Source organism: Kitasatospora sp. NPDC057965, from assembly GCF_042887135.1.
Lineage (GTDB): Bacteria > Actinomycetota > Actinomycetes > Streptomycetales > Streptomycetaceae > Kitasatospora.
The window spans coordinates 1-25,809 of sequence record NZ_JBHVPZ010000013.1 but is presented as its reverse complement, the minus strand read 5'-3'; the positions used below and the strand labels follow the sequence as shown (position 1 = coordinate 25,809).

The window sequence follows — 25,809 nt, the reverse complement described above, 5'->3', positions numbered from 1 at the left end:
CCGTGGCCGCCGTCGTCCGTGCTGCCCTGGAGGGTCCGCCATGACCACCGTCCCCACGTACGCTCCGCCCGCAGTCACCCCCGGCCGGGCCGCCGACGCGGTGCCCGCCGCGCGCCAGGAAGGCGCCGCCGGCTCCGCCTCGGCCGTCTACACCGTGGCGCTGGCCCGCGACGAGGCCGACGTCCGGGCCGCCCAGCGGCTGCGCCACCAGGTCTTCGCCGACGAGCTCGGCGCCACCCTGCACAGCACCGTCCCCGGGCTGGACGTCGACCCGTTCGACGAGTTCTGCGACCACCTGCTCGTCCGCGAGGGCGAGGACGGCGCGGTCGTCGGCACCTACCGCCTGCTGCGCCCCGAGGCCGCCCGCCGGGCCGGTCGGCTCTACTCCGACGGCGAGTTCGACCTCTCCGGCCTCGCCCCGCTGCGGGACGGACTGGTGGAGCTCGGCCGCTCCTGCATCGCCGCCGAGCACCGCGGCAACGGCGCGGTCATCAACCTGATGTGGGGCGGCATCGCCCGCTACCTCGCCGACACCGGCAACACCTGGGTGGGCGGCTGCTGCTCGATCCCGCTGGAGGACGGCGGCGCCACCGCCGCCCGGGTGTGGGACACCGTCGCCGCCAAGCACCTCGCCCCCGAGCAGTACCGGGTGACCCCGCACCGCCCGTGGGACGCCACCGGCGTGGAGCGGGCCGCCAAGGCGCCGCTGCCGGCCCTGCTCCGCGGCTACCTGCGGCTCGGCGCCTGGGTCTGCGGCCGGCCCGCGCACGACCCGGACTTCGACTGCGCCGACCTCTACGTGCTGCTGTCGCTGGAGCGCACCGACCCGCGCTACCTGCGGCACTTCCTCTCCGGCGTCGGCGGCGTCGGCACCGCGGCCCCGGCCTCGAACCCGGCCCCGGCCCCGGCCCCGGCCCCGGAACAGGTCTCATGAGCGTCTGGCTGCCGACGGCCTCCTGCACCCCGGAGGCCTGCCTGACGGACCCGGCGCCCACCGTCGCCCTCCCCCGCCGGGTCCTGCGGCTGGCCGCCTGTCTGACGGTGCTCACGGTGGGGCTCGCGCTCACCGTGCCGGCGCGGGCGCTGCCGCGCGGGCCGCGCGACCGGCTCGCCCGGTTCTGGGCGCGCGCCCTGCTCGGCTCGCTGGGGGTCGCGGTGCGGATCGAGCCCGGACCGCGGGCGGCCCCGGGCGCCGGGGGCGGGATGCTGCTGGTGGCCAACCACGTCTCCTGGCTGGACATCCCGCTGATCGCCGCCGCCGGCCCGGGCCGCTCGCTGGCCAAGACCGAGGTGCGGCGCTGGCCGGTGCTCGGTCCGCTGATCGCCCTGGGCGGCACCGTCTTCCTCGACCGCGACCGGCTGCGCTCCCTGCCGACGACCGTCTCCGAGGTGGCCGCCGGGCTGCGGGCCGGTCACCCGATGATCGTCTTTCCGGAGGGTTCCACCTGGTGCGGCCGGGAGAGCGGCCGCTTCCGCCCGGCCTTCTTCGAGGCCGCCGTCCGGGCCGAAGCCCCCGTCCAGCCGGTGGCGATCCGCTACCGGCTGGCCGACGGCCGCCCCACCAGCGCCCCCGCCTTCGTCGGCGAGGACGGTCTGCTCACCTCGCTGGCCCGGGTCGTCGCCGTCCGGGGCCTGGTCGCCGAGCTGGCCTTCCGCCCGGCGATCCCGGCCCCGCCCGGCGACCCGGCCCGCCGCTGGGAGGCCCGCAAGTCCCTGGCCCGCGCCGCCCAGTGCGCGGTGGAGGGCATCCGCTGAGCGGGCGCCGGGGCCGGTGGGCGGACGGCCGGGCACGACCGCTACGGCGCGGACCCGGCTCCGGCTCCGGTCCCGGCTCGGGCCTCGGCCTCCGCTTCGGCCTCGGCGGGGAGGTCGTGCTCCACGGGGCCGGGTGCCGCGGCGGCCGACGGGCGCCGACCCGCCCGCAGCAGCAGGGCGACCAGCACGGCGGCCACCGCCAGGGCCGCTGCGCCGCAGCGCAGCGCGAGGTGGATGCCGTCGGTGAAGGCGTGCTCGACGGCGTACTGGACCGGGGCGGGCAGCGGCTCGGCCGGGGCGGTGGTGGCGGTGGCCAGGGTGTCGGCGGCGCGGCCGAACGTCCCGGACGAGAGGCCGAGGCCCGCCAGCGAGGCGGTCAGCACGGTCGTCAGGCGGTGGGTCAGCACCGCGCCGAGGACGGCGATGCCGAGGACGCCACCGAGCTCCCGCAGGGTGTTGACGGTGGCCGAGGCGGTCCCCATCCGTTCGGGGGCGACCCGGTGGAGGACGGCGATCGAGACCGGGGTGAAGGTCATCCCCATGCCCAGGCCGAGCACGAACAGCGTCCAGAGGTACTCGGCGTAGCGGGCCTGCTCGCCGTACAGCGACAGGCCGGCCAGGCCCAGCGCGCACAGGGCGATGCCCAGCACCAGCGGCAACCGGGGCCCGTGGCGGCCGGTCAGCCGGGCCGAGACGGGGCCCGCGACGACGATCATCGCCGTCATCGGCAGTCCGGCGAGGCCGGCCGCCGTCGGTGACCAGTCCAGCACGCCCTGCATCAGGAGCGGCAGGAAGAACAGCGCGCCGAACATCCCGAAGCTCACCATGAACCCGCCGAGCAGCGCGCCGCCGAGCACGCCGTCGCGGAACAGCCGCAGGTCCAGCATCGGCTCGGCGATCCGCCGTTCGAGCAGCACGAAGGCGGCCAGCAGCAGCACCGCGAGCACCGCCGTGGTGAGCACCCGGGTGTCCGTCCAGCCGCGCCCGGGGCCCTCGACGAGGGTGTGGACGGCGGCGGCGAGGCCCGTCGCGGACAGCAGGAGGCCCCCGAGGTCGACGCGGCGGGCGCGGCCCGGGATCGCGGGAAGCACCCGGCCGGAGAGGACGAACGCGGCGACGCCGATCGGCACGTTGATCCAGAACACGCTCGCCCAACCGAAGGCCTCCACCATCGGGCCGCCGACCACCGGGCCGACCGAGAGGCCGAGCGCCGACACGCCGGACCACGTCCCGATCGCCTTGGTGCGCTCGCGCTCGTCGGTGAACACCTGCCGCAGGATCGCGAGGCTGCCCGGGGTCAGCAGGGCGGCGCCGATGCCCTGGAGCATCCGCGCGGCGACCAGTGTCCCGACGGTTCCGGCGAGCGCGGCGGCGGCCGAGCCGGCCGTGAACAGCGCGAGCCCGAGCCGGAAGACGGCGGTGCGGCCGTAGCGGTCGCCGAGCGCGCCGCCGGTGAGCAGCAGGGCGGCGAAGACCAGGCTGTAGCCCTCGGCCACCCACTGGAGGCCGGTGATGCCCGCGTCGAGGTCCCGGCCGATGCGGGGCAGGGCGTTGTTGACGATGACGTTGTCCAGCATGGACATGAACATGGTGATGCAGAGCGTCGCGAGCGCGAGCCGGCGGCGCCGGGCGCCCGGCGCCGCGATCCCCTCGGTCTCCCCCATCGGGTGGCCCTCCTGATTCGGTCCCGTGAAGTGGGTCGGTCCCATGAGGTCCCTAACGACGTTAGGGACTGGGCGACGGAGGACAGCGTGCACCTAACGGTGTTAGATTGCAAGTGCGATCACCCCCCACCCGCCGAACAGCGAGGACCCCATGCCGGCCGACGAGCAGGACGCCGCCCAGCCCGCACTCACCCGCGAGGCGCTCGCGCAGGCCGCGCTGCGGGTGCTGGAGCGCGACGGCCTGGCCGGCCTGTCGATGCGCAAGGTGGCCGCCGAGGTCGGCGTCAAGGCCGCCTCGCTGTACTGGCACGTCCGCAACAAGGAGGAGCTGCTGGACCTCCTCAACGACGCCCTGATGGCCGGCGTCGAGGCCCCGCCGCGCACCGGCGACTGGCGCGTCCAGCTGCGCGGCTACTGCGAGCGCTACCGCGCCCACCTGCTCGGCAGGCGGGACGCGGCCAAGGTGGTGGCGGGCCGCCTCGCGCCCGGCCCGAACCTGCTGCACCTGATGGAGGACCAGCTCGACCGGCTGCGCGGGGCCGGCTTCTCCGCCGCCGACGCCGCGATGGTGTCCTACCTGCTCGGCGCGTACGTGCAGGGCTTCGTGCTCCAGGAGCAGTCCCCGATGGCGGCGGCCGAGACCACCGGCACCGGCCGGCGCGCGGTCGCCGACGCCGCCGCCGAGCGGTTCCGGGCGCTGCCGGCCGACGAGTTCCCCCGGCTGGTCGCGATGGCCGACGAGCTCACCGGGCCGAACCTCGACGCCCGGTTCGCCTTCGGCCTCGAACGCATCCTCGACGGGCTGGCGGCGCTGCTCCCGGCCGAGCGCCGCTGACCGTCAGCGCGCGGCCCTCGACGCCGTCCGCCTCGCGCGGGTGCCGGCCGCGCGGGCGGGTGCCGCGCGGGCGGGTGCCGTCCGAAATCGTTCGACCACCGTCCGTCAGAACGCTAGTCTCGCGGACGCGCACGATCCGTCCCGGCGAGGAGGCACCCGCATGACCGCGTTACACCCTGTCGGCGAGCCCTACGCGGAGGGCCTGCTGGACGTCGGCGACGGCCAGCGGATCCACTGGGAGGTGTCCGGCAACCCGGGCGGCAAGCCCGCCGTCGTGGTGCACGGCGGACCGGGCTCCGGGCTGAACACCGGGAACCGGCGGTACTTCGACCCGGAGCGCTACCGGCTGGTGCTGTTCTCCCAGCGCAACTGCGGCCGCAGCGAGCCGCACGCCGCCGACCCGGCGACCGGCCTGGAGCACAACACCACCGCGCACCTCGTCGCCGACCTGGAGCGGCTGCGCGAACACCTGGGCATCGAGCGGTGGCTGATGTTCGGCGGCTCCTGGGGCTCCACGCTGATCCTCGCCTACGCGCAGGCGCACCCCGAACGGGTGTCGGAGATCGTCATCAGCGCCGTCACCATGACCCGGCCGGAGGAGATCGACTGGCTCTACCGGGGCGTCGGGCGGCTGTTCCCGGGCCCCTGGGAGGCCTTCCGCGACGCGCTGCCGCCCGAGGACCGCGACGGCGACCTGCTCGCCGCGTACGACCGGCTGCTCAACGACCCGGACGAGTCCGTGCGCCGCGCGGCCACCCTCGCCTGGGCGACCTGGGAGGACGCGGTCATCTCCCACGAGACCCAGGGCTCCCCCAACGCCTACACGAACCGCCCCTCCGAGGCGCTGACGGCCTTCGTGCGGATCACCGCGCACTACTTCTCCCGCCGGGCCTTCCTGGAGCCCGGCCAACTGCTGCGCGACGCGCACCGGCTGGCCGGCATCCCGGGCGTGCTGATCCACGGCGCCCTCGACCTCGACAGTCCGCTGGACACCGCCTGGGCGCTCGCCAAGGCCTGGCCGGACGCCGAGCTGACGGTGATCCAGAACGCCGGGCACACCGGCTCCCCCGCCACCCGCGAGGCCGTCCTGGCCGCGATGGAGCGATTCGCGGACCAACGGCCCCCACACGTTCAGTGACGGGTCATCAACGGTCCGAAGCAGGGGGGTGACAGGCCGGTGCCGGCCGCCGACACTGGGAGGAGAAGCTCCCTTGTCAACGGGTCGGCCGGTGCCGGCCGGTACCGGCCGCGGAGAGGGCAGGCCGGCCATGAGCACGCCGTCCGCCGGGCTCCCGATCATCTACGTCCGGGGATACGCCGGAGGCACCCCCGGGATCGAGAAGGCCGTCACGGATCCGTTCTACGGATTCAACCAGGGCTCGACGCACATCCGCGTCGGCCGCCAGGACAACCCCGTTCTCTACCAGTTCGAAAGTCCGTTACTGCGGCTGCACCTCGACGAGGGCTACCACATCGTCGTCGAGGGCGGACCGCGGCCGGAGAAGGAGGAGGAACCTCCCCCCGAGAGCATCTGGATCCACCGCTTCTACGACCTCTGCTCCGGCAGTTGGGGCAGCCAGGCACAGTCGTTCGACCTGGAGACGGCCGCCCGTGACCTACTGCGGCTGATCGACCACGTACGGGAGCGGACCGGTGCGCGCCGGGTGAACCTGGTCGCCCACTCGATGGGCGGGCTGATCTGCCGCTGCCTGCTGCAGAAGATCATCCCGGCCGAGCGCAACGAACGCGCCACCGACTACGTCGCGAAGCTGTTCACCTACGGAACGCCGCACGGCGGCATCACCTTCGCCGTCGGCTTCGGGGTCCCGGAGGCGCTGCGCGACATGTTCGACATCAACGGCGCCGACATCTTCGGCCCGGACCGGATGTACCAGTACCTGACGCCGGCCCCGGACCCGGACGGGCCGCCGGACGGCTGGCGCGCGGTGGACATCGGCGACGACGACGGCAGCGGTTCGGCCGCGGACGCCGCCGGCCGCTTCCCGCTCGACCGGGTGTTCTGCATGGTCGGCACCGACGCCCGGGACTACGACGTCGGCCACGGCATCTCGGCCGAGGCCGTCGGCCCGCGCAGCGACGGGCTGGTACAGATCGAGAACGCCCAGGTCACCGGCGCCCACCGGGCGTTCGCCTACCGCAGCCACAGCGGCGCCTACGGGCTGGTCAACTCCGAGGAGGGCTACCAGAACCTGCGCCGCTTCCTGTTCGGAGACGTGCGCGCCGACACCGACCTCGTGGACGTCCGGCTGCCCGGGGACGCGGAGGTCACCTGGCAGGCGGAGGTGCGGGTCACGGCGCGCGGGCTGCCGGTGCTGATGCACGAACGGACCGCGCCGCACTGGTGCCCGATCCAGCTGTCCGACCCGACCGAGGCGAGCCTGCGCGCACGGGCCGCCACCGCCGGGGACGGCGCCGTCCCGCTGGCGACCACCTTCCTCTCCAGCGGGCTCCGCTCGCAGGGCTCGGGCGCGATGCGGTTCGTGATCGACCTGAACCTGCTCTCGCTGCGCGAGACGCACGGGCTCTTCGGCTTCGGCGACCACCTGGAGCAGACCGCCGACTTCTCGGACACCCTGATCGTCGACGTGGCCGCGGGCGGTTCGCGGCCGGCGGCCTGGGCGCACTGGAACTCCGAGGTGCCCGGGGCGATCCGGGACCTGAGCCCGACCGGCGACCCGCTGCCCGACGAGACCCCGCAGGGTGACGGCTCCTGGCTCGCCCATGTGCCGCTGCCGGCCACCACCCGGCCGATCCTCGGACCGGACGCCCGGATCCGCCTCACGGTCGGGCCCTGGAACTGACGGCCCACCGTCCCGGGACGGTCCCGGGCGCACCGACGCGTCCGCGCCGGATCAGCCGTGCCAGCCGGTCTCCCCGCGGTCGGTCCGCGACCGCGGGTGGTCGGCCGGGGCATCCGGCACCGGCTCCTCGGCGGCCAGCAGGACGCGGCGCAGCAGGTCGGAGAGCTGACGCCGTTCGACCGGGGTGAGGACGCCGAGCAGGCGCTGCTCCTCGTGGCCGACCACGTCCAGCGCCTGCCGCCAGGCCAGCCGGCCCGCCTCGGTGAGTTCGACGTCGACCCGGCGGCGGTCGTCGCTGGAGGGGGTGCGGACGACGAATCCGCGCCGCTCCAGCGCCTCCAGACGGCCGGTCACCGAGGCCGGCGCCAGGTTGAGGTCGGCGCGCAGGTCGGAGGGGGTGGCCCGGCCGCCGCGGCCGGCCAGCCCGTGCAAGGTGTCGAACTCGTGCTTCTGCAGGCCGTAGTCGGCCACGCCCTGCTCGCGGACCCGGCCGAGGTGGCGGGTGAGCTTGCTCATCCGGGTGACGGCGCCCTCGACGTCCGGGTCGAGGTGCGGCAGCACCGGCCGCCAGCGTTCGACGTGGCCGTCGGTCCAGTCGCGGGGCCGCTCGGCCGCCGTCCGGTGGGTCGCGCGTGTCATGCCCCGAGTCTAGGCGGCCGTGATCTACGGCTTTCGGGCCGCCGATATTTCGTTGCCGAAACTTCGGCAACGAAATACAGTTCCTCCCGTGACCCTGCTTCAGCACCCGCTGCGCCTGCCGGACTTCCGGCTGCTCTTCCTCGGTCGGACGATCTCCACCCTGGGCGACGCCGTCGTGCCCGCCGCCCTGGCCATCGCCGTCACCCGGGCGACCGGCTCCTCCGGCGCGCTCGCCCTCGTGCTCGGCTGCGCGATGGTCCCGCGTCTGCTGCTGCTCCCGCTGGGCGGCGTGGTCGGGGACCGGGTCAACCCCCGGCTGGTCGCGCTCGTCACCGACCTGGTCCGGGCCGCCGCCCAGCTGGCCGTCGGCCTCGAACTCCTCGCCGACCAGCCCCGGCTGGCGCCGATCGCGGCCGCCGAGGCGATCGGCGGGATCGCCTCCGCGTTCGCCATACCGACGGCCACGCCGCTGGTGGCCGCCACCGTGGCGGGGCCGCAGCGGATGCGGGCCAACGCGCTGCTCGCCTCGGCCGCGAACGCCGCCCGGCTCGGCGGCCCGGCACTTGCCGGGCTGCTGATCTGGACGGCCGGCGCCGGCTGGGCGTTCCTGCTGGACGGCGCCTCCTTCCTGGTCAGCGCGGCGCTGCTGACACGGCTGCGGGTGCGGCACACCCCCGGCGAGCGCCGCTCGCTGCGGACCGACCTGGTGCGCGGGTGGAGCGAGGTGCGCTCGCGCGACTGGTACTGGACGAGCCTGATCGGCCACGGCGTGTGGAACGGCGCCGCCGCCGTGCTGCTCACCCTCGGCCCGCTGATCGCCACCCGGCAGCTGGGCGGGGACGGCGTCTGGATCGCCATGACCCAGGCCGCCGCGGGCGGCGTGCTGGTCGGCTCGCTGCTCGCCGGCCGGTACCGGCCACGGCGGCCGGTGCTGGTCGCCAACCTGGGCCTGGCGCTGTACGCCCTGCCGCTGGCCGCCCTCGCTCTGGCGGCGCCGGCCCCGGTCACGGTGGCCGCGTACGCACTGGCGATGACGGGGCTGGGCTTCCTCAGCCCGGTGTGGCAGACGGTGGTTCAGCAGGAGTTCCCGCCGCAGGTACTGGCCCGGGTGACGTCCTACGACTGGCTGCTGTCGCTCGCCGCCGCCCCGCTCGGGTACGCGCTCGCACCGCTGGCCGCGGACGCCTGGGGCAGCACCGGACCACTGCTGGTCACCGCCGTCCTGGTCGCGCTCGCCTGCGCCGGCACCGCGGCCGTTCCCGGCGTCCGCCGGGTCGGTCGGCCGGTGGAAGCGGACCGGGACAGCGCAGGAGAGGAGGTCGAGGCGGATACTGCCTGCGGGTGTCCCGCGGAGCAGGAGGCGCGAGCCGGCGCCGCCCGGCCGGACCCTACGATACGGGCATGATCGCCTATGCCCCAGCGGCCTTGTTCTTCCTCCTGTGCGGGATCGGAGTCCTTCGCGACCGCCGCCGGTTCAGCAACGCCGTTCTGCTCGGCATCGCGGTCTCGCTGCTCGCCCTCGCGCTGATCGCCGAGTTGCGCAAGGCGCCCAGCCTGGTCGCCGAGCTGGCGGTCGCCCTGATCGCGCTGCTCCCGACCGTCGGCACCATCGCCCTGGTCTGGTTCCTGCTCTCCAACGGGCTGACGATGATCCGCAAGGAGGGGCGGCGGCCGGCGAACCTGCTGTCCCTGCTCGCCGGACTCGGCATCCTGGGCCTGATCGGGCTGTTCATCGCGGCGCTGCTCACCAAGTCCCCGAGCATCGGCATCCTCGCCGCGACCGCGCTGCTGGTGGTCGGCTACGTCTCCTTCCTGTTCGTCTGCTTCGTCGGCTACGCCTTCCTCTACCAGCTCCACCGGCCGCGCGGCGACGTCGACTTCGTCGTGGTGCTGGGCTCCGGGCTGATCGGCGGCGAACGGGTGCCGCCGCTGCTCGCCAGCCGGCTCGAACGCGGCCGCGAGCTCTACGAGAAGCAGGCCGCGCGCGGCAATCCACCGGTGCTGATCACCTCGGGCGGCCAGGGTCCGGACGAGAAGCTGCCGGAGTCCCACGCGATGGCGAACTACCTGACCGATCGCGGCTTCCCGGCCGAGCGGTTGGAGCGCGAGGACCGCTCGCGCACCACCGAGGAGAACCTGCTGTTCAGCAAGGTGATCATGGAGCAGGCCAAGGCCGACTACCGCGCCGTCGTCGTCACCAACAACTTCCACGCCTTCCGTGCCGCCCTGACGGCCCGCAAGACCGGTGTCACCGGCCAGGTCTGCGGCTCGCCCACCGCCCGGTACTACTGGCCGAGCGCGACCATCCGCGAGTTCGCCGCCGTCTTCCTCTCCCACAAGGTGATCAACCTCGGAATCTGCGGCTTCGTCGCCGTCTGCGGGCTGGCCGCCGCGGCCCTCGGGGCGTAGTGACGTCCGGGGCGCGGTGACGGCTCCGCCCGTCGGCCGCCACCCGTCACCCGCCCCGTCACGGCCGACAGGCCCCGGCGGTCGGCAACCGCGCCGGTGCGCGCGGGCGAACCGCCGGGGGCCCGGAGCCCTGGGCCCGTTTCGGGTCCGTCAGCCGGCCCGGCGCGGGGCCAGGACGGCACAGGTGGTGGTCGCGTGCGCGAAGAGCCGGCCGTCCTCGCAGCCGATGATCCGCGCCTCCGCGGTGGCGATCGTCCGGCCGACGTGCAGGGCGACCCCCTCGCAGCGCACCTGGCCCGAGTCCGCGAACAACGGCCGCACCATGTGCACGTTCAGCTGGGTGGTGGTGTAGCCGACGCCGGCCGGCAGCCGGCTCAGCACGGCGCAGCCGAGCGCCGAGTCCAGCAGGGTGGCCAGGTACCCACCGTGGACGGTGTTCATCGGATTGAAGAGGTGGTCGCCGAGTTCACCGTCGAAGACGGCCGTCCCGGGACCGGCCTCCACCAGCCGGAATCCCATGGTGCTCCCGATCGGCGGCTGCGGGATCCGGCCGGCGATGATCTCCTGGAGGATCTCCTCCCCGGTGAGGTGCGGGAACGCGGAGATGGGCGGACCGGCCTGCCAGTGATGCGTGCGGGTGCGCGGCGCCCCGGCGGCCGCCGGGTCGGCCGGATCGATCTCGAAGGTGGTCATGGCACCACCCTTCCCGTCCCCCGCCGCGCACTCAAGCGTGACCCCGCCCACAGCCACGACCGGTCATGGCCATGGCGACCTTGACGAAAGGTTGACCTGCTCACGGCAGAACGTTGGGGGCGACGAATCCTATGGTCGGCCCATGCCTCCACTGCCCGCCGGACGGACGGCGCCCCTCCCCGTCCTGCCCTACCGCAAGCCCACCCCCGGCCGCGACTACTGGGTGTTCGACGACGTCCTGCCCGACCCGGACGCCGTCCGACGCCGCTGCCTGGAACGCAACGACTGGGCCGAGGGCTACCCCTACCGCCCGGAGACCTGGCCCGGCCTGCGGACCATGCCCGGCCTCGAAGCGGACGAGCTGGCCCGCGTCGAGGCACTGGTCCGCAAGGCCACCGGGGCGCCGCGGCTCTGGGTGCAGAGCGCCCCCGGCGGCGGCACCCTGAACCACAACTGCGTCCAGCTCGTCGGCGCCGCCGAATCGGAGCCGCGCCCGCACACCGACTCCCGCGCCCTCTGCCGCTACGCGGCCGTCCTCTACCTGACCCCCGGCGCCCCCAAGGGCGCCGGCACCGGCTTCTACCGCCAGCGGTTCCCCGGCGGCCGGCTCGGCGGCAACCTGGTCACCGCCCCGCACAACAACCTGGTCGAGGCCCTCGGCACCCGCCGGGTCCCCGCCGACGCCTTCACCGAGGACGTCCGCGTCCCCAACCGCTTCAACCGGCTGCTCGTCTACCACGCCAACCTCATCCACAGCGCCACCGCCTACCACGGTCTGTCCCTGCAGGACCGGCGGATGACGGCGGTCTTCTTCTGGATGGCCTGACCCAGCACAGGCGCACACGCGTGCCACTGTGGACCTGGCAGGATGCCGGGGTGATCCACGTCGTGCTCCACCCCGACCGCGTCCTGTGCGGCCTCGCCGCCAACCCCGCCCTGTCCGCCGACCTGGTCGACCGGCTGATCACCCTCGCCGCGACCGCCCCCGACCGGACTCTCGCCGACGACCTCGCCGCCGAGCTCACCGACCGGGACGACCTCACCCCGTCCCAGGTGCGCGCGCTCTTCGCCGACGTCGACGACGCGAGCCGGCCCGAGTCAGCGCTCACCCTGCTGGAGCGCGGCGAGGGCCGGCCGGACCTGGCACGACGGCTCGCAGCCGACCCCGACCCCTGGCTGCGCGGCCGGCTCGCCGCCTGCCCCGACCTGCCGGACGACGTCGTACGACGCCTCGCCGAGGACCGGGATCCCGAGGTCGTCGCGGAACTCGCCCTCGCCGCACCACCCGATCTCGCGGCGGCCCTCGCCCACCACCCGCACACCACCGTCCGCCGCGCGGTGGCCGCCAACGACCGGACACCGCCGGATGTCGTGCACGCCCTGCTCACCGGCGACGCCCTGCTGACCGGAGGCACGCTGCCGACCGGCGAAGCGCTGCCACCGGCCGGTGCCTGCCCGGTCTGCGAGCGGCACACCGTGCCCTACGAGCACGGCCAGGACTGCGAGTTCCCCGACTGCCCGGCGCTGCCCGGCACCGTCTGCTCCGGCGAGCACGAGACCGGCCGGCACCACATCACCGCCAACGCCCTCGCCCACCCCGCGACGCCCCCCGCCACCGCCGCCCGGTTCGCCGGCCACCCCGCGGCGGCGCCGCGCGCCGAGCTGGCGGCCCGCACCGACCTGCCGCCGGAGGTCTACCGCCGGCTCGCCACCGACCCGGTGCGGTGGGTCCGCAGCGCGCTCGCCGAGAACCCCGCGATCGACGAGGACGTGATCCGCATCCTGGCCGAGGACGAGAGCAGCGACGTCGCCCGATCACTGGCCGACCACCCACGGCTACCGCTCGACGTACTCACCCGACTGGCCGCCCGAGGCCACGCCCACGCCACCCTGCTGCCCAGGATCGCGGCCGCCTCCCCCACCGAGGTCGCACAGCTGGCCGCCTCCCCGGAACCGGCCGTCCGGATGCTGGTCGCCGAGCGCCGCGACCTGCCGCCCGCCATTCGCGACGCCCTCGCCGCCGACCCCGACGCCAAGGTCCTGAAGGCGATCGCCCCGCACCCCGGTCTGCCCGAGCCACTGCTGCGCGCCATGCTCACCCGGCACGGCGTCCGCGTCGCCGCCCGGATGGCCACCAACCCGGACGCCTCACCGGCCCTGCTCACCGACCTGGCCCACCACCGCCCGCCCGTCCGGACGGCCCTGCGCGCCATCGCCTCCCACCCCGCAGCGCCGCTGCCCGCCCTGACCGCCTGCCTGGAGGACCGACAGGCCCGCCCGATCGCCGCCGCCAACCCCTCCCTACCGCCCACCCTCCTCACCGAACTGATCGCCGACCCGGTCCCCCACATCGCCGAAGTCGCCGCTGCCAACCCCGCCCTCCCCACCCCCCTCGCCCGCGCCCTCCTCACCCAGCTCACACCCTGATCCCGAGCTGCGCCCACGCTGCCCCGGAACGCAAGCGGCCCGCGGTCGACACCGAGCGCGCGGAGCAGGATGTCCAGCGCCGCTTCCACGTCGTCGGTCGAACGGCTCACCCGGACCTGCGTGTGCGGGGCAGGCGCTCCCTCCAACCGGCTCAGGGCGAAGTCCACCTGCTCGGTGCGGACCATGGCGACGTCCACGGACCCGAGGCCTTCCCACCCCCGCTCGACGGGCAGCCGCAACCGCGCCGCGAGCGCCTCCAGCGACGGCCTCGATCCCGCCACCAGCTGGAAGGAGGCTGCGGCGAACTCCCACATGCCCTGTTGGAACGCGGGATCGCGCTTCCCACCCTGAAACGACGAAGCCGTCTCCCACTCCGGCTCCGCCCCCCCGGAACCTCGCTGTCCGCCCTACCGACCTCGCCACCTGAACACGCCGTCCCGTCGACGATCACGCCGGCCGACGGGCCCACCCGGTGACGCCCGCGGTCCAGACGCCAGATCGACGGTGGAGGCACGACGCCCACCGGCCGGGCCGCACCCGTCCGGCGGAGGGCGGGCCGGCGTGGGCAAGGCGGAGCCTCAGGCCGCCAGGAGTTCGTGCGGGCGGGGGTGGCTCAGGCTGAGGCGGGTGAGGGCGGCGGCGAGGGGGGCGAGGTCGTGCGGCGGGGCCAGGGCGGCGAGGGTGGCGGGGGTGTGGGGCAGGCCGAGGTCGGCGGCGGCGCGGAGGGTGCGGGCGTCGAAGGAGGGCCGCAGGGTGGGCCAGACGGCCTGGGCCTCGCGGCAGAAGATGCTCGCGCCGACCGGGCCGATCCGGGGGAACTCGCGGAGCAGTTCGGCGATGCGGTCCGGGTCGCCGTCGGCCTCGTCGCGCAGGCGGCGGAGGTCGCCGCGCCAGCGGTCGAGGAGCAGCTCGGCGCCGCGGCCGAGGGCGGTGGCGGTGCTCTCGTCGTAGCGGACGTAGTGGGCGCGGCCGAGAGCGTCGACCCGGTCCTGCCAGCGGGAGGCGGCCATCGCCTTCGGGGTGCGCAGGCCGGCCGCGGAGAGTTCCCGCGCCGCCGCGACCGCGAGGGAGGCGCCGATCCGCACCGAGCTGAGCGTGGTGAGGACCAGCAGCCGGTAGAGCGGCGACGGTGTGTCGCGGAGCCTGATGCCCGCCTCGTCGGCGTAGGTGCGGCCGAAGCGTGTCAGCAGGGCGGCGACCGTCTCCTCGTGGCCCATCGCGGTCTCCTTTCCCCGCCCGTGCGGCGCCTGCCCCGGTTGGCGGCCGTCATGCGCGGGGAGGGAGACGGTATGGACGACACCGACCGCCCGACCACCGAGGTGGTGCGGCCGGAGTGGGCCGGCCTCGACCGGCTGGGGACCCTGGAGCTGCTGCGGCTGCTGAACGCCGAGGACGGTACGGTCGCCGGGGCGGTGGCCGGACAGCTGCCGCGGATCGCCGTCGTGGTGGACGCGGTCGCGGAGCGGATGGCCCGGGGCGGGCGACTGGTCTACGCGGGCGCCGGCACGGCGGGGCGGCTCGGGGTGATGGACGCCGGCGAGTGCCCGCCGACCTTCAACACCGCCCCGGGCCAGGTGGTGGGCTTGATCGCGGGCGGCGCGCGGGCGCTGGTGCGCGCCGTGGAGGGCGCGGAGGACCGTCCGGAGCTGGCGACCGCCGACCTGGCGGCGCTGGCGCTGACCGCCGAGGACACCGTGCTGGGCCTCTCCGCCTCCGGTCGCACCCCGTACACGGTGGCGGCGGTGCGTTACGCCCGCGCCGCCGGGGCGCTGGCCGTCGGACTGGCGGGGAGCTCCGGATCGCCGCTGGTCGCAGCCGCCGAGCTGGGCATCGAGGTGGTGACGGGGCCGGAGGTGGTGGCGGGTTCGACCCGGCTCAAGGCGGGCACGGCGCAGAAGCTGGTGCTGAACCTGCTCTCCACGGCGGTGATGGTCCGGCTCGGCAAGACGTACGGAAATCTGATGGTCGACGTCCGGGCCGGCAACGCCAAGCTGCGCGACCGGGCACGGCGGATCGTCACCGAGATCACCGGCGCGGACGAGGAGACGGCGCGACGGGCGCTGGCGGCCACCGGCGGCGAGGTGAAGGACGCCGTGCTGGTCGTCCTCGCGGGGGTGGACGCCCCGGCCGCCGCCCGGCTGCTCACCTCGGCGGACGGCCGGCTGCGCGAGGCGCTGGAGCTGGCCCGGGGCGGCGTCAGCCGAGGCTGAGGCCGCTCCGGTCGACCACCTCGCCGAAGCGGGGCAGCGAGAGGGCGACGGACGCCCGGTGCTCCTCCTCGGTCAGGGCCGTCATGGCCTGCTCGACGAACACCGCCGCGTAGCCGTGGTCGGCGGCCGACCGGGCGGTGGACTCGACGCCGAGGTTGGTGGCGATGCCGCCGAACACCAGGGTGTCGACGCCGCGCGCCTGGAGCAGCTCGTGCAGGTCGGTGCGGTGGAATCCGCCGATGGTGCGCTTGACGACGACCTCGTCGGCGAGGGCGGCGACCTCGGGCAGCAGGTCGCTCCCGGGTGGCTGCTCGGCGACGCCGGGGCGCTCGACGCGGATCGCGATCACCGGCGCGCCGGCGGCCCGGAACGCCGTCGCGAGGTCGAGCGCCGTGGCGACCACCTCACTGCCGGGGCGAGGGGCGAGCGGCAGGGCGGCGATCCGCTCCATGAGGTCGACCAGGACGAGGGCGGTGCGGGCAGGGTCGAGAGTTCGCATGGACGGTCAAGTTAGCGGATCGGATCGGCCGGCGAATCGTCCCCAGGCCCGACCTCCCCAGCCTCCCCGGCCTCCCCGGCCTCCGCGACACCCGCGGCACCCGCGGCACCCGCGGCACCCGCGGCCTCGCGGGCGATCTCGGTCCGGAAGCCCTCGATCAGCACCCGCAGCCCGTACTCGAAGTCGGCGTCGTGGTCCGTCATGCGCAGCACGTCGGCGGCCTCGCGCAGCAGCGGAAGCTCGCGCAGCGCCTCGTCCGGGAAAGGCGAGCCGTCCCGCTGTTCGGCGTCCTGCCGCCAGGCCTGCTCCTCGGTGACCCAGCCCATGACGTAGCGGTCGATGGTCAGCAGCAGCCGCAGCGCGGTGCGCGGACGCAGGCCCGCCTCGCACAGTGCGCCCAACTGCGCTTCGACGGCGGGAAGTTCCTCGGCCGTGGGCAGGGTGCCGGCGTGCACCCGGGCGCCGTCGCGGTGGGCGAGCAGCGCGGCGCGCTTGGCCCGGGCGTCGGCGGCGAGCCAGTCCGGCCAGAGCGCGGGGTCGGGTTCGCGGTCCGGCGGCAGGGCCTCGGCCAGCATGGCCTCCGCCATCAGGTCGAGCAGCTGCCGCTTGTTCTTGACGTGCCAGTACAGGGCCGGGGACTGCACGCCGAGCTCGCGGGCCAGCCGACGGGTGGTGAGTCCGTCGATGCCGACCTCGTCGAGCAGCCGCAGGGCGGTGCGCACCACCGCGTCCCGTGTCAGCGCCATCGTGTACCGCCCTTCCGCCGCCCGGGCCGGCCCCCGGCTATTGCCTTGGCAGCTCACTTTATCGCTGCTAAGTTCCGGCTCGGACTTTATCAGCGATAAGGAACCGTCCCCGCGCCTTCGCGTCTCCCCGGAAGGGACCCACACACTCATGACGACCACCGGAACGGGCCCGGGCCGCCCGTGGTCCCGGCTCCTGCCGAACACCGCGCCCTGGCGGTCCTCCGCGGACTTCCGCCTGGTCTGGACGTCCGGCGCCGTCACCATGCTGGGCTCGGTGTTCACCCTCACCGCGATCCCGCTGCAGATCGCCGACGCCACCGGCTCGCCGCTCGCGGTGGGCGCCGTCGGCGCGGTGGAGCTGGTGCCGACGGTCCTGCTCGGCCTGTACGGCGGGGTGCTCGCCGACCGGCTCGACCGCCGGACGGTGGCCCTGACCACGGAGATCGCGCTCGCCGTGCTCTGCGCGCTGCTGCTTCTCAACGCGCTGACCGACGAGCCGATGATCTGGCCGCTCTACGCGGCGGCGGGCTGCGCCGCCGCGCTCCAGGGGGTCCAGCAGCCCTCGCTGGAGGCGATGGTCCCCCGGCTGGTACCGCACGACCAGCTGCTCGCGGCCGGCGCCCTGCTCTCCCTGCGGTGGACCGTGGTCGGGCTGGTCGCGCCCGCCGCCGCGGGGGTGGTGATCGCCACCGCCGGGGTGCGCACCGCCTACCTCGTCGACCTGGCCACCTTCCTTCTCTCGATCGCGCTGCTCACCCGGCTCCGCCCGCTGCGCCCGGCCCTGGAGGAGCGGGCCCCGGCGCTGCGCGAGCTCACCGAGGGCGCCCGCCACGTGGCCCGGCGGCCGGACCTGGTCGGCACCTACCTGGCCGACCTCGCGGCCACCGCCTTCGCCCTGCCGACCGCGCTCTTCCCCTTCCTCGCCGACGAGCTGGACGCGCGCTGGGCACTCGGCCTGCTCTACTCGGCCTCGGCGGCGGGCGGGCTGCTGGCCGCCGCCACCAGCGGCTGGACCGGGCGGGTGCACCGGCACGGGCGGTTCGTCCTGCTGTCCTGCGCGGCGGTCGGCGCGGCGACGGCGGCGGCCGCGCTCGGCTCCGGCCTGTGGCCGGTACTGCTCTGCCTGGCCGTCGCCGGAGCCGCGCACTGGGTGGGCGACACCTTCCGGGGCGCGATCTGGAACCGGTCCATCCCGGACGGGCTGCGCGGGCGCGCGGCCGGGCTGGAGCTGCTGATCAGCGCCGCCGGGCCGGCCCTCGGCGACCTCCGGGCCGGCGGACTGGCCGCCCGCTACGGCATCCGGGCCGCGCTGCGCACCGGCGGCCTGGCCTGCCTGGTGAGCGGCGGGGTGCTGGCCGCCGCGCTGCCGGCGCTGTGGCGGTACGACGATCGCACCGACCCGCACGTCGCCGAGGTCCGCGCGGAACGGGCAACGGCGCCGGACCCGACCTGAGCGCTCAAGGCCGTCCGCGGCACCGAGGGAGCCGCCGAAGGCGGTCAGACCTCCTGGGTCTCCAGCCAGTGCAGCAGCACGGTGCGCTCGGTCTCGGTGCCGGCCCGGCTGGCCGGGTCGAGCGCCCAGGCGCGGATCCGGCGCAGGGTCTCCAGGTCGAGATCCAGGTAGAGCCGCCAGTGGGCGTGGTGGCACTCGACGTCGCGGGGCTCGCCGCACTCCCGGCAGTGGGTGAAGAAGGCATCGACCAGACGGTGCACGATCGTCTCGACGGGCATGGGCGGCGTGGGTCCTCACTCGTTCGGCTACCGGGTCTGCTGGTGGGCCCGCCGGTCTTCGTGAACCGGCGGACCCGCATTCCAGCGTGCGGAACCCGACGGGGCGGGCGGCAGGGACCAACGTCACTTCCCCCCGGAACCCCAGGTCCGACCGATCTGCCGGGGCGGCACCCCCGCGGCGGGCGGCCGCACCGGAAAGTCCGCGTCGATCGCCCGGGCGCCTCGTGCGCACCGCCACCCTGCGCGGCCGCTCGGCCCCGCCCGCCGTGACCGCCTTCCTCCCGCACCCGACGGCGGTGGCCACCCGGCCGGCACCTGACCCGGGGCGGGACCGCGAGCGCGGCCGACCGGGACCTGCCCGGGACACCCGGGACCCGGACGCCTTCCGGCCCGGGCGGAAACCCGGACCGGAAGGCGGCCCTCGCCCCAGGCGGACGGGACACCGGGCGGCCGACCTTGGGAGTCACGCCCGGTCGGCGCACCGGGCGGCCGTACCGGCCCCGACCTCAGGGAACCCCCTCATGACCGCAGAGTCCGTCCCGTCCGCCGTCCTGCTCGACGCCGCCCGCCACTCCCTCTGCCTGCCCGACCTGCTCCGTGCCCAGGCCGCCGCCCGGCCCGACGCCATCGCCGTGACCGACGCCACCGCCGCGACCGACGAGGCCGGCCGGCTCACCTTCGGCGAGCTCCGCGCGGCCGCCGACGCCCTCGCCGCCCGGCTGCACCGGCTGGGCGTGACCGCCGACGACTGCGTCGGCCTGTACACCGAACCGTCCCTGGAGCTGATGACCGGGGCCTGGGGCATCCTCCACGCGGGTGCCGCCTATCTGCCGCTCTCGCCCGAGTACCCGCAGGAGCGGGTGCGCTGGATGATCGAGTCCAGCGGGACCAAGGTGATCGTCGCCCAGGAGCACCTCCGGACCCGGCTGGCCGAGCTGGTCCCGCCGGGCACCCGGATCGTCACCCCGGCCGACGCCCCCGAGGACGCGGAGCACCCCGGCGCGTCCCCGATCCCGCACCAGAGCCAGGGTCCCGCCGCCCCGGAGCCGGAGTCCCTCGCCTACGTCATCCACACCTCCGGCAGCACCGGCCGCCCCAAGGGCGTGATGATCGAGCACCGCAGCATCGTGTCCCAGCTGCGCTGGCTGGCCGACGCCGGACACCTCGGCCCGGCCGCCACCGTGCTGCAGAAGACGCCGATGAGCTTCGACGCGGCGCAGTGGGAGATCCTGGCGCCCGCCGCCGGGGCCCGGGTGGTGATGGGCGCGCCGGGTGTCTACCGGGATCCGGAGGCGCTGATCGACACCGTGCTCGCGCACGGGGTGACCACCCTCCAGTGCGTGCCCACCCTGCTGCAGGCGCTGCTGGACACCGAGCGGCTGGCGGACTGCACCGGCCTGCGCGGGCTGTACTCGGGCGGCGAGCCGCTGTCGGTGCGCCTGGCGCGGGCGCTGACGGCCGCGCTGCCGGGTGCGGCGCTGGTCAACCTCTACGGCCCGACCGAGTGCACCATCAACGCGACCGCCCACCGGGTCGACCCCGAAGCGCTCGGCGACCCGGGCGGTTCGGTGCCGATCGGCGTGCCGGTGGACCGCACCCGCTGCTTCGTGCTGGACGGGGAGCTGGCGCCGGTGGAGGTCGGGGCCGCCGGCGAGCTGTACATCGGCGGCGTCCAGCTGGCCCGGGGCTACCTCAACCGGCCGGATCTGACGGCCGAGCGGTTCGTCGCCTCGCCGCACCTGCCGGGCGAGCGGCTGTACCGCACCGGCGACCTGGCCCAGTGGAACCCGGACGGCACCCTGCAGTGCGCCGGCCGGGTGGACAACCAGGTCAAGCTGCGCGGCTACCGGGTGGAGCTGGACGAGATCGCGCTCGCGATCGAGGAGCACACCTGGGTGCGGCGGGCGGCGGCCGTGGTCACCGACGACGCGCGGACCGGGCACCGGAACCTGGTCGCCTGCGTGGAGCTGAATCCCAAGGAGGCCGCCCTGATGGACCAGGGCAACCACGGCGGCCACCACCAGTCCAAGGCGAGCCGGCTCCAGGTGCGGGCGCAGCTGTCCAATCCGGGCGTGCGCACCCCGGCCGAGCTGGCCGGGCGGCCGGTGGTGGAGCTGCCGGGGCGCCGGGAGACCGGGCGGCAGCGGCGGGAGACCTTCGCCCGCAAGACCTACCGCTTCTTCGAGGGCGGCCCGGTGACCGCGGACGACCTGCTGACGCTGCTGGCCGCCCCGCACCCGGCCCCGCCCGCGGTGCCCGCCGCGCCCCGGGAGGCCCCCGTCACGCTCGCCGAACTGGGCCCGGTGCTGCGGTGGTTCGGACAGTTCCACAGCGAGGAGCGGCTGCTGCCGAAGTACGCCTACGCCTCCCCGGGGGCGCTGTACGCCACCCAGCTGTACCTGGAGACGGACGGCTCGCACGGCGCGCCGGCGGGCGTGTACTACCACCACCCGGTGGAGCACACCCTGGTCCGGGTCGGCGAGGCCGACCCCGCGGGGCCGCCGCTGGCGGTGCACTTCCTGGGCCGCCGCGGCGCGATCGAGCCGGTGTACCGCAACAACATCCGGGAGGTGCTGGAGTTCGAGACCGGCCACATGCTGGGCGTGCTGGAGGAGGTGCTGCCGGAGTACGGACTGGCGGTGCGTCCGCTGGGCCACGAGCCGGCCGTCCAGCGGCGGCTGGACGTCGCCGAGGAGGACTTCTACCTGGGCAGCTTCACCGTCGCCGCGGACGACGGGCGGCCGCGCCGGGAGGACACCGAGCTGTTCGTCCAGGCCCATCCGGGCGGGGTCGAGGGCCTGCCGGCGGGCCTGTACCGGCACGAGGGCGGCGAGCTGGTCCGGGTCTCGGACGAGATCGTGGAGTCCCGGCACGTCATCGCGATCAACCAGCAGGTGTACCGGCGGGCGGGCTTCGGCATCACAGCGGTCAGCCGGGCCACCGAGCCGTGGCTGGAGTACATCGGCCTCGGTGCCCGGCTGCACCACCTGCAGCGCAACGGTCTCGGCTTCGGCTTCATGTCCTCGGGCTACAGCTCGCGCAGCGGCCACCCGCTGCCGTCCGCCCGGCGGATCGAGACCGTCCTGACCGGCTGCGGGATCCCGGCCGGGCCGTCGTACTTCTTCCTCGGCGGCCGGGTGAGCGAGGAGCAGGTCCGCAGCGAGGGCATGCAGGAGGACGCCGTGCACATGAAGGGCCCGGCGGAGCTGATCAGGGACGAGCTGGCGGCGGTGCTGCCGGACTACATGATCCCCAACCGGGTGCTGGTGCTGGACCGGCTGCCGCTGACCGCCAACGGCAAGGTGGACGCCAAGGCGCTGGCCGCCGCCGAGCAGGTCCGCGACGCGGGGACGGGCGCGCCGTTCACGGCACCGTCGACGCCGACGGAGCGCCGGCTGGCCACGGTGTGGGCGGCCGCGCTGAAGTACGAGGCCGTCTCGACGGCGGACGAGTTCTTCGCGGCGGGCGGCAACTCGCTGATCGCGGTGGCGCTGGTCAACCGGGTGAACCGGGAGTTCGGCACCCGACTGCCGCTTCAGGTGCTGTTCGAGTGCCCGAGGCTGGCGGACCTGGCGGCGCGGATCGACACGGCCCGAACCGCCCGCGGGTCAGGCGGCGGGCCGGTGTCCCGGCTGGTGCCGCTGGCCCGCGACGGCGCCGGGGAGCCGGTGTTCTGCTGGCCGGGGCTGGGCGGCTACCCGATGAACCTGCGCCCGCTCGCCGGGCGCTCGGGCCGGCCGTTCTTCGGGGTGCAGTCGTACGGGATCAACCCCGGGGAGACGCCGTACCCGACGATCCGGGAGACGGCCGCCGCCGACCTGGCGGAGATCCGGCGGATCCGGCCGCACGGCCCGTACACCCTGTGGGGGTACTCGTTCGGCGCCCGGGTGGCCTTCGAGACGGCCTGGCAGCTGGAGCGGGCCGGGGAGCGGGTGGCCGACGTCATGCTGATCTGCCCGGGCAACCCGGAGCTGCGGCGGACCGACGGGGAGCGGTACGGGCGCGAGTCCTCCTACCGCAACCCGGCGTACCTGACGATCCTGTACTCGGTGTTCGCGGGATCGATCGGCGGACCGGAGCTGGCGCGGTGCCTGGCCGGGGTGCGCGACGAGGACGGCTTCGCCGGCTTCGTGCACGGGCTGCTGCCCGACCTCGACGAGGAGCTGATCCGCCGGATCGCCCGGATCGTCGGCGAGACGTACGAGTTCGAGTACAGCTTCCGGGAGCTGGCCGAGCGGCGGCTGTCGGCCCCGGTGACCGTCTTCAAGGCCACCGGTGACGACTACTCGTTCATCGAGGGCATCGAGGGCGCCGGCGGCGACGATCGCGCGGACGGCATCGGGGGCGGCGCCGGCCGACCGGCCGCGCCGCACACGGTGCGGCTGGCCGGCGACCACTACGGCGTGCTGCGGGAGCCCGGGGTGGCGGAGCTGGCCGCGGCGCTCGCCGCCGCGACGCACGGCTGAACCCGACCGGCCGTCACCGCCCGAGCCGCCCGGGGCCCGGCTACCGGCTGCCGGCGGCCGGGCCCCGGGCCGGCCGCCGGTTCCAGTCGGCCGCGAGGCCGGCCAGCCAGCGCGCCGCGGAGTCCAGGGCGGCCGGGCGCACGGTGTAGCGCACCTCGCGCCCGGCCCGCTGCCCGGCGACCAGGCCGGCGGCGTCCAGCACCGCCAGGTGCTTGACCACGGCCTGCCGGGAGACCGGCAGCCGCCCGGCGAGGGTGGTCGCGGTGGCCTCGCCCTGGGCGGCGAGCAGATCGAGCAGCCGGCGGCGGGTCGGGTCGGCGAGGGCGCCGAGCACGCCGTCGACCGCCGCGTCGCCGGGGCCGCGGTCCACCGTCGCGGTGTCGTTCATGGGGCTGCTCCTCGGCCGTCACCAGCGGTTGCAACCTCATGGTTGCACGTGGCCGGGAGCAGCGGCAATCCGACGGCCCGCCGCCCCGGCGTCAGCCCCACCACTGCTCGGGGACGGCGGCCGGCTCGCGCTCGGCCCCCTCCGCCGCGGCCGCGGCCCGGGCGGGGCCGTCGGTGACGACCAGTCCGTCGGGGCCCGCCTGCGCGACCCGGTAGCCGGACTCGCGCAGCACCGCGGCGACGGCACCGGTGACCGCCGCCCGGATGCCCTCGGCGGGCGGCCGGTCGCCGGCCGCGCCGTCCACGGACGGCCAGCCGATCACCACCCCCTGCGACTCCCGGTCGATCCGCAGGCCCGAGGGCCCGCGCCCGGTGTCGAAGCCGGCCCTGGCCAGGTCGGCCGTCACGTCCTCGAAGAGTTCCGCGTGTTCCACCATTGGCGCAGCGTAGGCCCGGCCCCACACCCTCCCCGGGCGCGGCGCGCGCCGAAACGCTTCACCGTGCCGCCAACAGCACCCGAGCGCAGCATCGGGGCCGCGGCGGGGCCGAACCGGTGCGCCGCACCCCCCGGACGGGCCGACACGAGCGGCCGGACGGGCCGATGGACGTGCACAGTCGGCGTGCTCCCGACAGCATGACAGAGTAAGCGCTCCATCACTTTGAGCAACGGGGCGGCGGGTCGCCGGATCCGCGCGCCGGCCTGCCCGGCACCCCCGTATCGAGAGGTCCGATGATCACATCACTCCATCGGCCGGCCGTTTCGCGGCCGGGCGTCCAGGACGTGCCGCGGCGGACGCCGGGGAGCCCGTCGTGAGAGCCGACCGCAAGCCGGGCCCGGAGCCGGCCACCAGTACCCGCGCGGAGCCCGCTAACAAGGTCGAGGCCCTCGCCGACTGGACCGACGGACGGCTCGGCATCTACGCCCTGTCCAAGTCCAACCTGCGCAAGATCTTCCCGGACCACTGGTCCTTCATGCTGGGCGAGATCTGCCTCTACACCTTCCTCATCATCATCCTGACCGGCGTCTGGCTGACCCTCTTCTTCGTCCCGTCCATGGGCGAGGTCGTCTACGACGGCAGCTACGTGCCGCTCAAGGGCATCCGGATGTCGGAGGCCTACGCCTCGACGCTGGGCATCAGCTTCGAGATCCGCGGCGGCCTGCTGATCCGCCAGATCCACCACTGGTCCGCGATCGTCTTCGTGGCCGCCATGTTCACGCACATGTTCCGGGTCTTCTTCACCGGCGCGTTCCGCAAGCCCCGCGAGATCAACTGGCTGTTCGGCGCGGGCCTGCTGATCCTCGGCATGTTCGACGGCTTCATGGGCTACTCGCTGCCCGACGACCTGCTCTCCGGCACCGGCATCCGGTTCATGGAGGGCGCGGTCCTCGCCGTGCCGATCGTCGGAAGCTACATCGAGATGTTCATGTTCGGAGGCCAGTTCCCGGGCTCCATCATCATTCCGCGGCTCTTCACCGTGCACGTCCTGCTGATCCCGGGCATCATGCTGGGCCTGCTGGTGGCCCACCTGATCCTGGTCTTCTACCACAAGCACACCCAGTTCGCCGGGCCCGGCCGGACCAACGAGAACGTGGTCGGCATGCCGCTGATGCCGGTCTACATGGCCAAGGCGGGCGGCTTCTTCTTCCTGGTGTTCGGCGTGGTCTCGGCGATGGCCGCGATCGCCACCGTCAACCCGATCTGGGCGTACGGCCCGTACCGGCCGGACCAGGTGTCCACCGACGCCCAGCCGGACTGGTACATGGGCTTCTCGGAAGGCCTGATCCGGATCATGCCGGGCTGGGAGATCGGCCTCTGGGGCCACACGCTCGTCATGGGCGTGTTCGTCCCGCTGATGATCTTCCCGCTGATCCTGGTGGCGATCTGGGCCTACCCGTTCCTGGAGGGATGGATCACCGGGGACAGGCGCGAGCACCACATCGCCGACCGGCCCCGCAACGCGCCGGTGCGCACCGCCTTCGGCGCCGCCTGGATCGCCCTCTACCTGATCCTGCTCGCCGCCGGCGGCAACGACCTGCTCGCCACCCACTTCCACCTGTCCATCAACGCCATCACCAACGCGGCCCGGATCGGCTTCTTCGTCGGTCCGGTGATCGTCTTCGTGATCACCAAGCGCTGGTGCCTGGGCCTGCAGCGGCGGGACCGGGAGAAGGTGCTGCACGGGCGCGAGACCGGCGTCATCCAGCGGCTGCAGCACGGCGAGTTCGTCGAGGTGCACGCGCCGCTGCCGCAGGACCGGCTCTACACGCTCACCTCGCACGACCAGCCGCAGCCGGTCGTGCTGCCGCCGGCGGTGGACGAGAACGGGGTGGCCCGCAAGGTGTCCATCTGGAAGCGCGCCCGGGCCAAGCTCTCCCGCGGCTTCTACGGCGAGGGCGCCCAGATCGCCAAGCCGACCGCCGAGGAGCACGAGAAGATCAGCAGCGGCCACGGCCACCACTGAGACCCGCGCACCGGCCGCGCACGGGCCCGCCGCGCACCCGAGGGGTGTGCGGCGGGCCCGTGC

General features: G+C 74.9%; 22 protein-coding genes. 13 read left to right on the top strand and 9 right to left on the bottom strand.

The genetic code is table 11. The features are described 5' to 3' along the window. Window positions 1-40 precede the first annotated feature (40 nt). Both ACFVVU_RS18390 and ACFVVU_RS18385 read left to right on the top strand, forming a co-directional pair. Window positions 41-934 carry a GNAT family N-acetyltransferase gene (locus ACFVVU_RS18390; protein WP_387790914.1) on the top strand — a complete coding sequence of 298 codons (894 nt, stop codon included), beginning with the start codon at window positions 41-43 and terminating at the stop codon, window positions 932-934. Next, entirely contained in the window at window positions 931-1,755 is an 825-nt protein-coding gene (locus tag ACFVVU_RS18385; protein ID WP_387790913.1) for a lysophospholipid acyltransferase family protein, read from the top strand. Before ACFVVU_RS18390 ends, ACFVVU_RS18385 begins: the two co-directional genes overlap by 4 nt. Window positions 1,756-1,796: 41 nt before the next feature. On the opposite strand, the gene ACFVVU_RS18380 is transcribed toward ACFVVU_RS18385, so the two are convergent. Continuing rightward, window positions 1,797-3,419: an MFS transporter gene (locus ACFVVU_RS18380; RefSeq protein WP_387790912.1), complete on the bottom strand. Its 1,623-nt coding sequence runs from the start codon at window positions 3,417-3,419 to the stop codon at window positions 1,797-1,799. A gap of 151 nt (window positions 3,420-3,570) precedes the next feature. On the opposite strand from ACFVVU_RS18380, the gene ACFVVU_RS18375 reads away from it, so the two are divergent. The 3 genes from ACFVVU_RS18375 (at window position 3,571) to ACFVVU_RS18365 (ending at window position 7,076) form a co-directional block, all read left to right on the top strand. Continuing rightward, window positions 3,571-4,254, top strand: a complete 684-nt coding sequence (locus ACFVVU_RS18375) for a TetR/AcrR family transcriptional regulator C-terminal domain-containing protein (protein ID WP_380682669.1) — start codon at window positions 3,571-3,573, stop codon at window positions 4,252-4,254. 160 nt (window positions 4,255-4,414) lie between these two features. Then, window positions 4,415-5,392 carry a prolyl aminopeptidase gene (gene pip / locus ACFVVU_RS18370; RefSeq protein ID WP_380682670.1) on the top strand — a complete coding sequence of 326 codons (978 nt, stop codon included), beginning with the start codon at window positions 4,415-4,417 and terminating at the stop codon, window positions 5,390-5,392. A 130-nt stretch (window positions 5,393-5,522) separates the two neighbouring features. After that, on the top strand, window positions 5,523-7,076 hold the full coding sequence (locus ACFVVU_RS18365) for an esterase/lipase family protein (RefSeq protein WP_387790910.1): 1,554 nt from the start codon (window positions 5,523-5,525) through the stop codon (window positions 7,074-7,076). Window positions 7,077-7,127: 51 nt separating this feature from the next. Here ACFVVU_RS18365 and ACFVVU_RS18360 read toward each other — a convergent pair whose 3' ends face one another. Then, window positions 7,128-7,715, bottom strand: coding sequence for a MarR family winged helix-turn-helix transcriptional regulator (locus ACFVVU_RS18360; RefSeq protein ID WP_380682672.1), 588 nt, complete (start codon window positions 7,713-7,715; stop codon window positions 7,128-7,130). Window positions 7,716-7,809: 94 nt separating this feature from the next. On the opposite strand from ACFVVU_RS18360, the gene ACFVVU_RS18355 reads away from it, so the two are divergent. Together ACFVVU_RS18355 and ACFVVU_RS18350 are read left to right on the top strand one after the other, a co-directional pair. After that, the gene (locus ACFVVU_RS18355) at window positions 7,810-9,120 is read left to right on the top strand and encodes an MFS transporter (protein ID WP_387791110.1); all 1,311 of its coding nucleotides are present in this window, start codon (window positions 7,810-7,812) and stop codon (window positions 9,118-9,120) included. Further along, a complete protein-coding gene (locus tag ACFVVU_RS18350; RefSeq protein ID WP_380682673.1) occupies window positions 9,117-10,124 on the top strand; it encodes a YdcF family protein in 1,008 nt (335 codons plus the stop codon). Before ACFVVU_RS18355 ends, ACFVVU_RS18350 begins: the two co-directional genes overlap by 4 nt. A gap of 150 nt (window positions 10,125-10,274) precedes the next feature. On the opposite strand, the gene ACFVVU_RS18345 is transcribed toward ACFVVU_RS18350, so the two are convergent. After that, complete coding sequence (locus ACFVVU_RS18345) at window positions 10,275-10,817, bottom strand: PaaI family thioesterase (RefSeq protein WP_387790908.1); 543 nt, start codon at window positions 10,815-10,817, stop codon at window positions 10,275-10,277. Window positions 10,818-10,959: 142 nt separating this feature from the next. On the opposite strand from ACFVVU_RS18345, the gene ACFVVU_RS18340 reads away from it, so the two are divergent. Both ACFVVU_RS18340 and ACFVVU_RS18335 read left to right on the top strand, forming a co-directional pair. Then, entirely contained in the window at window positions 10,960-11,643 is a 684-nt protein-coding gene (locus tag ACFVVU_RS18340; RefSeq protein ID WP_387790906.1) for a DUF6445 family protein, read from the top strand. Window positions 11,644-11,663: 20 nt separating this feature from the next. Next, window positions 11,664-13,244: a hypothetical protein gene (locus ACFVVU_RS18335; protein WP_387790904.1), complete on the top strand. Its 1,581-nt coding sequence runs from the start codon at window positions 11,664-11,666 to the stop codon at window positions 13,242-13,244. 578 nt (window positions 13,245-13,822) lie between these two features. Here the strand turns inward: ACFVVU_RS18335 and ACFVVU_RS18330 are convergent. Continuing rightward, the gene (locus ACFVVU_RS18330; protein WP_387790902.1) at window positions 13,823-14,461 is read right to left on the bottom strand and encodes an endonuclease; all 639 of its coding nucleotides are present in this window, start codon (window positions 14,459-14,461) and stop codon (window positions 13,823-13,825) included. A gap of 72 nt (window positions 14,462-14,533) precedes the next feature. Here ACFVVU_RS18330 and murQ point away from each other — a divergent pair, with 72 nt between their 5' ends. Beyond that, window positions 14,534-15,454, top strand: a complete 921-nt coding sequence (murQ, locus tag ACFVVU_RS18325) for an N-acetylmuramic acid 6-phosphate etherase (protein WP_387790900.1) — start codon at window positions 14,534-14,536, stop codon at window positions 15,452-15,454. Here murQ and ACFVVU_RS18320 read toward each other — a convergent pair. Both ACFVVU_RS18320 and ACFVVU_RS18315 read right to left on the bottom strand, forming a co-directional pair. Continuing rightward, the gene (locus ACFVVU_RS18320; protein ID WP_380682679.1) at window positions 15,441-15,953 is read right to left on the bottom strand and encodes an isochorismatase family protein; all 513 of its coding nucleotides are present in this window, start codon (window positions 15,951-15,953) and stop codon (window positions 15,441-15,443) included. The two genes, murQ and ACFVVU_RS18320, sit on opposite strands and share 14 nt — an antisense overlap. A gap of 11 nt (window positions 15,954-15,964) precedes the next feature. Further along, on the bottom strand, window positions 15,965-16,699 hold the full coding sequence (locus tag ACFVVU_RS18315) for a TetR/AcrR family transcriptional regulator C-terminal domain-containing protein (protein ID WP_387790899.1): 735 nt from the start codon (window positions 16,697-16,699) through the stop codon (window positions 15,965-15,967). Between the two features lie 148 nt (window positions 16,700-16,847). Between ACFVVU_RS18315 and ACFVVU_RS18310 the strand changes: the two genes are divergently transcribed. Next, window positions 16,848-18,152 carry an MFS transporter gene (locus ACFVVU_RS18310; protein WP_387790897.1) on the top strand — a complete coding sequence of 435 codons (1,305 nt, stop codon included), beginning with the start codon at window positions 16,848-16,850 and terminating at the stop codon, window positions 18,150-18,152. A 44-nt stretch (window positions 18,153-18,196) separates the two neighbouring features. On the opposite strand, the gene ACFVVU_RS18305 is transcribed toward ACFVVU_RS18310, so the two are convergent. Then, window positions 18,197-18,430, bottom strand: a complete 234-nt coding sequence (locus ACFVVU_RS18305) for a hypothetical protein (protein WP_355361372.1) — start codon at window positions 18,428-18,430, stop codon at window positions 18,197-18,199. 521 nt (window positions 18,431-18,951) lie between these two features. On the opposite strand from ACFVVU_RS18305, the gene ACFVVU_RS18300 reads away from it, so the two are divergent. Beyond that, window positions 18,952-22,896, top strand: a complete 3,945-nt coding sequence (locus tag ACFVVU_RS18300) for an amino acid adenylation domain-containing protein (protein WP_387790894.1) — start codon at window positions 18,952-18,954, stop codon at window positions 22,894-22,896. 40 nt (window positions 22,897-22,936) lie between these two features. Here the strand turns inward: ACFVVU_RS18300 and ACFVVU_RS18295 are convergent, their stop codons facing one another. Together ACFVVU_RS18295 and ACFVVU_RS18290 are read right to left on the bottom strand one after the other, a co-directional pair. Beyond that, a complete protein-coding gene (locus tag ACFVVU_RS18295) occupies window positions 22,937-23,284 on the bottom strand; it encodes an ArsR/SmtB family transcription factor (RefSeq protein WP_387790892.1) in 348 nt (115 codons plus the stop codon). A 91-nt stretch (window positions 23,285-23,375) separates the two neighbouring features. Next, the gene (locus ACFVVU_RS18290; protein WP_387790890.1) at window positions 23,376-23,720 is read right to left on the bottom strand and encodes a hypothetical protein; all 345 of its coding nucleotides are present in this window, start codon (window positions 23,718-23,720) and stop codon (window positions 23,376-23,378) included. A 373-nt stretch (window positions 23,721-24,093) separates the two neighbouring features. On the opposite strand from ACFVVU_RS18290, the gene ACFVVU_RS18285 reads away from it, so the two are divergent. Beyond that, window positions 24,094-25,746 (top strand): cytochrome bc complex cytochrome b subunit, encoded by a 1,653-nt coding sequence (locus ACFVVU_RS18285; RefSeq protein WP_380689839.1) that lies wholly within the window; start codon window positions 24,094-24,096, stop codon window positions 25,744-25,746. Window positions 25,747-25,809 lie beyond the last annotated feature (63 nt).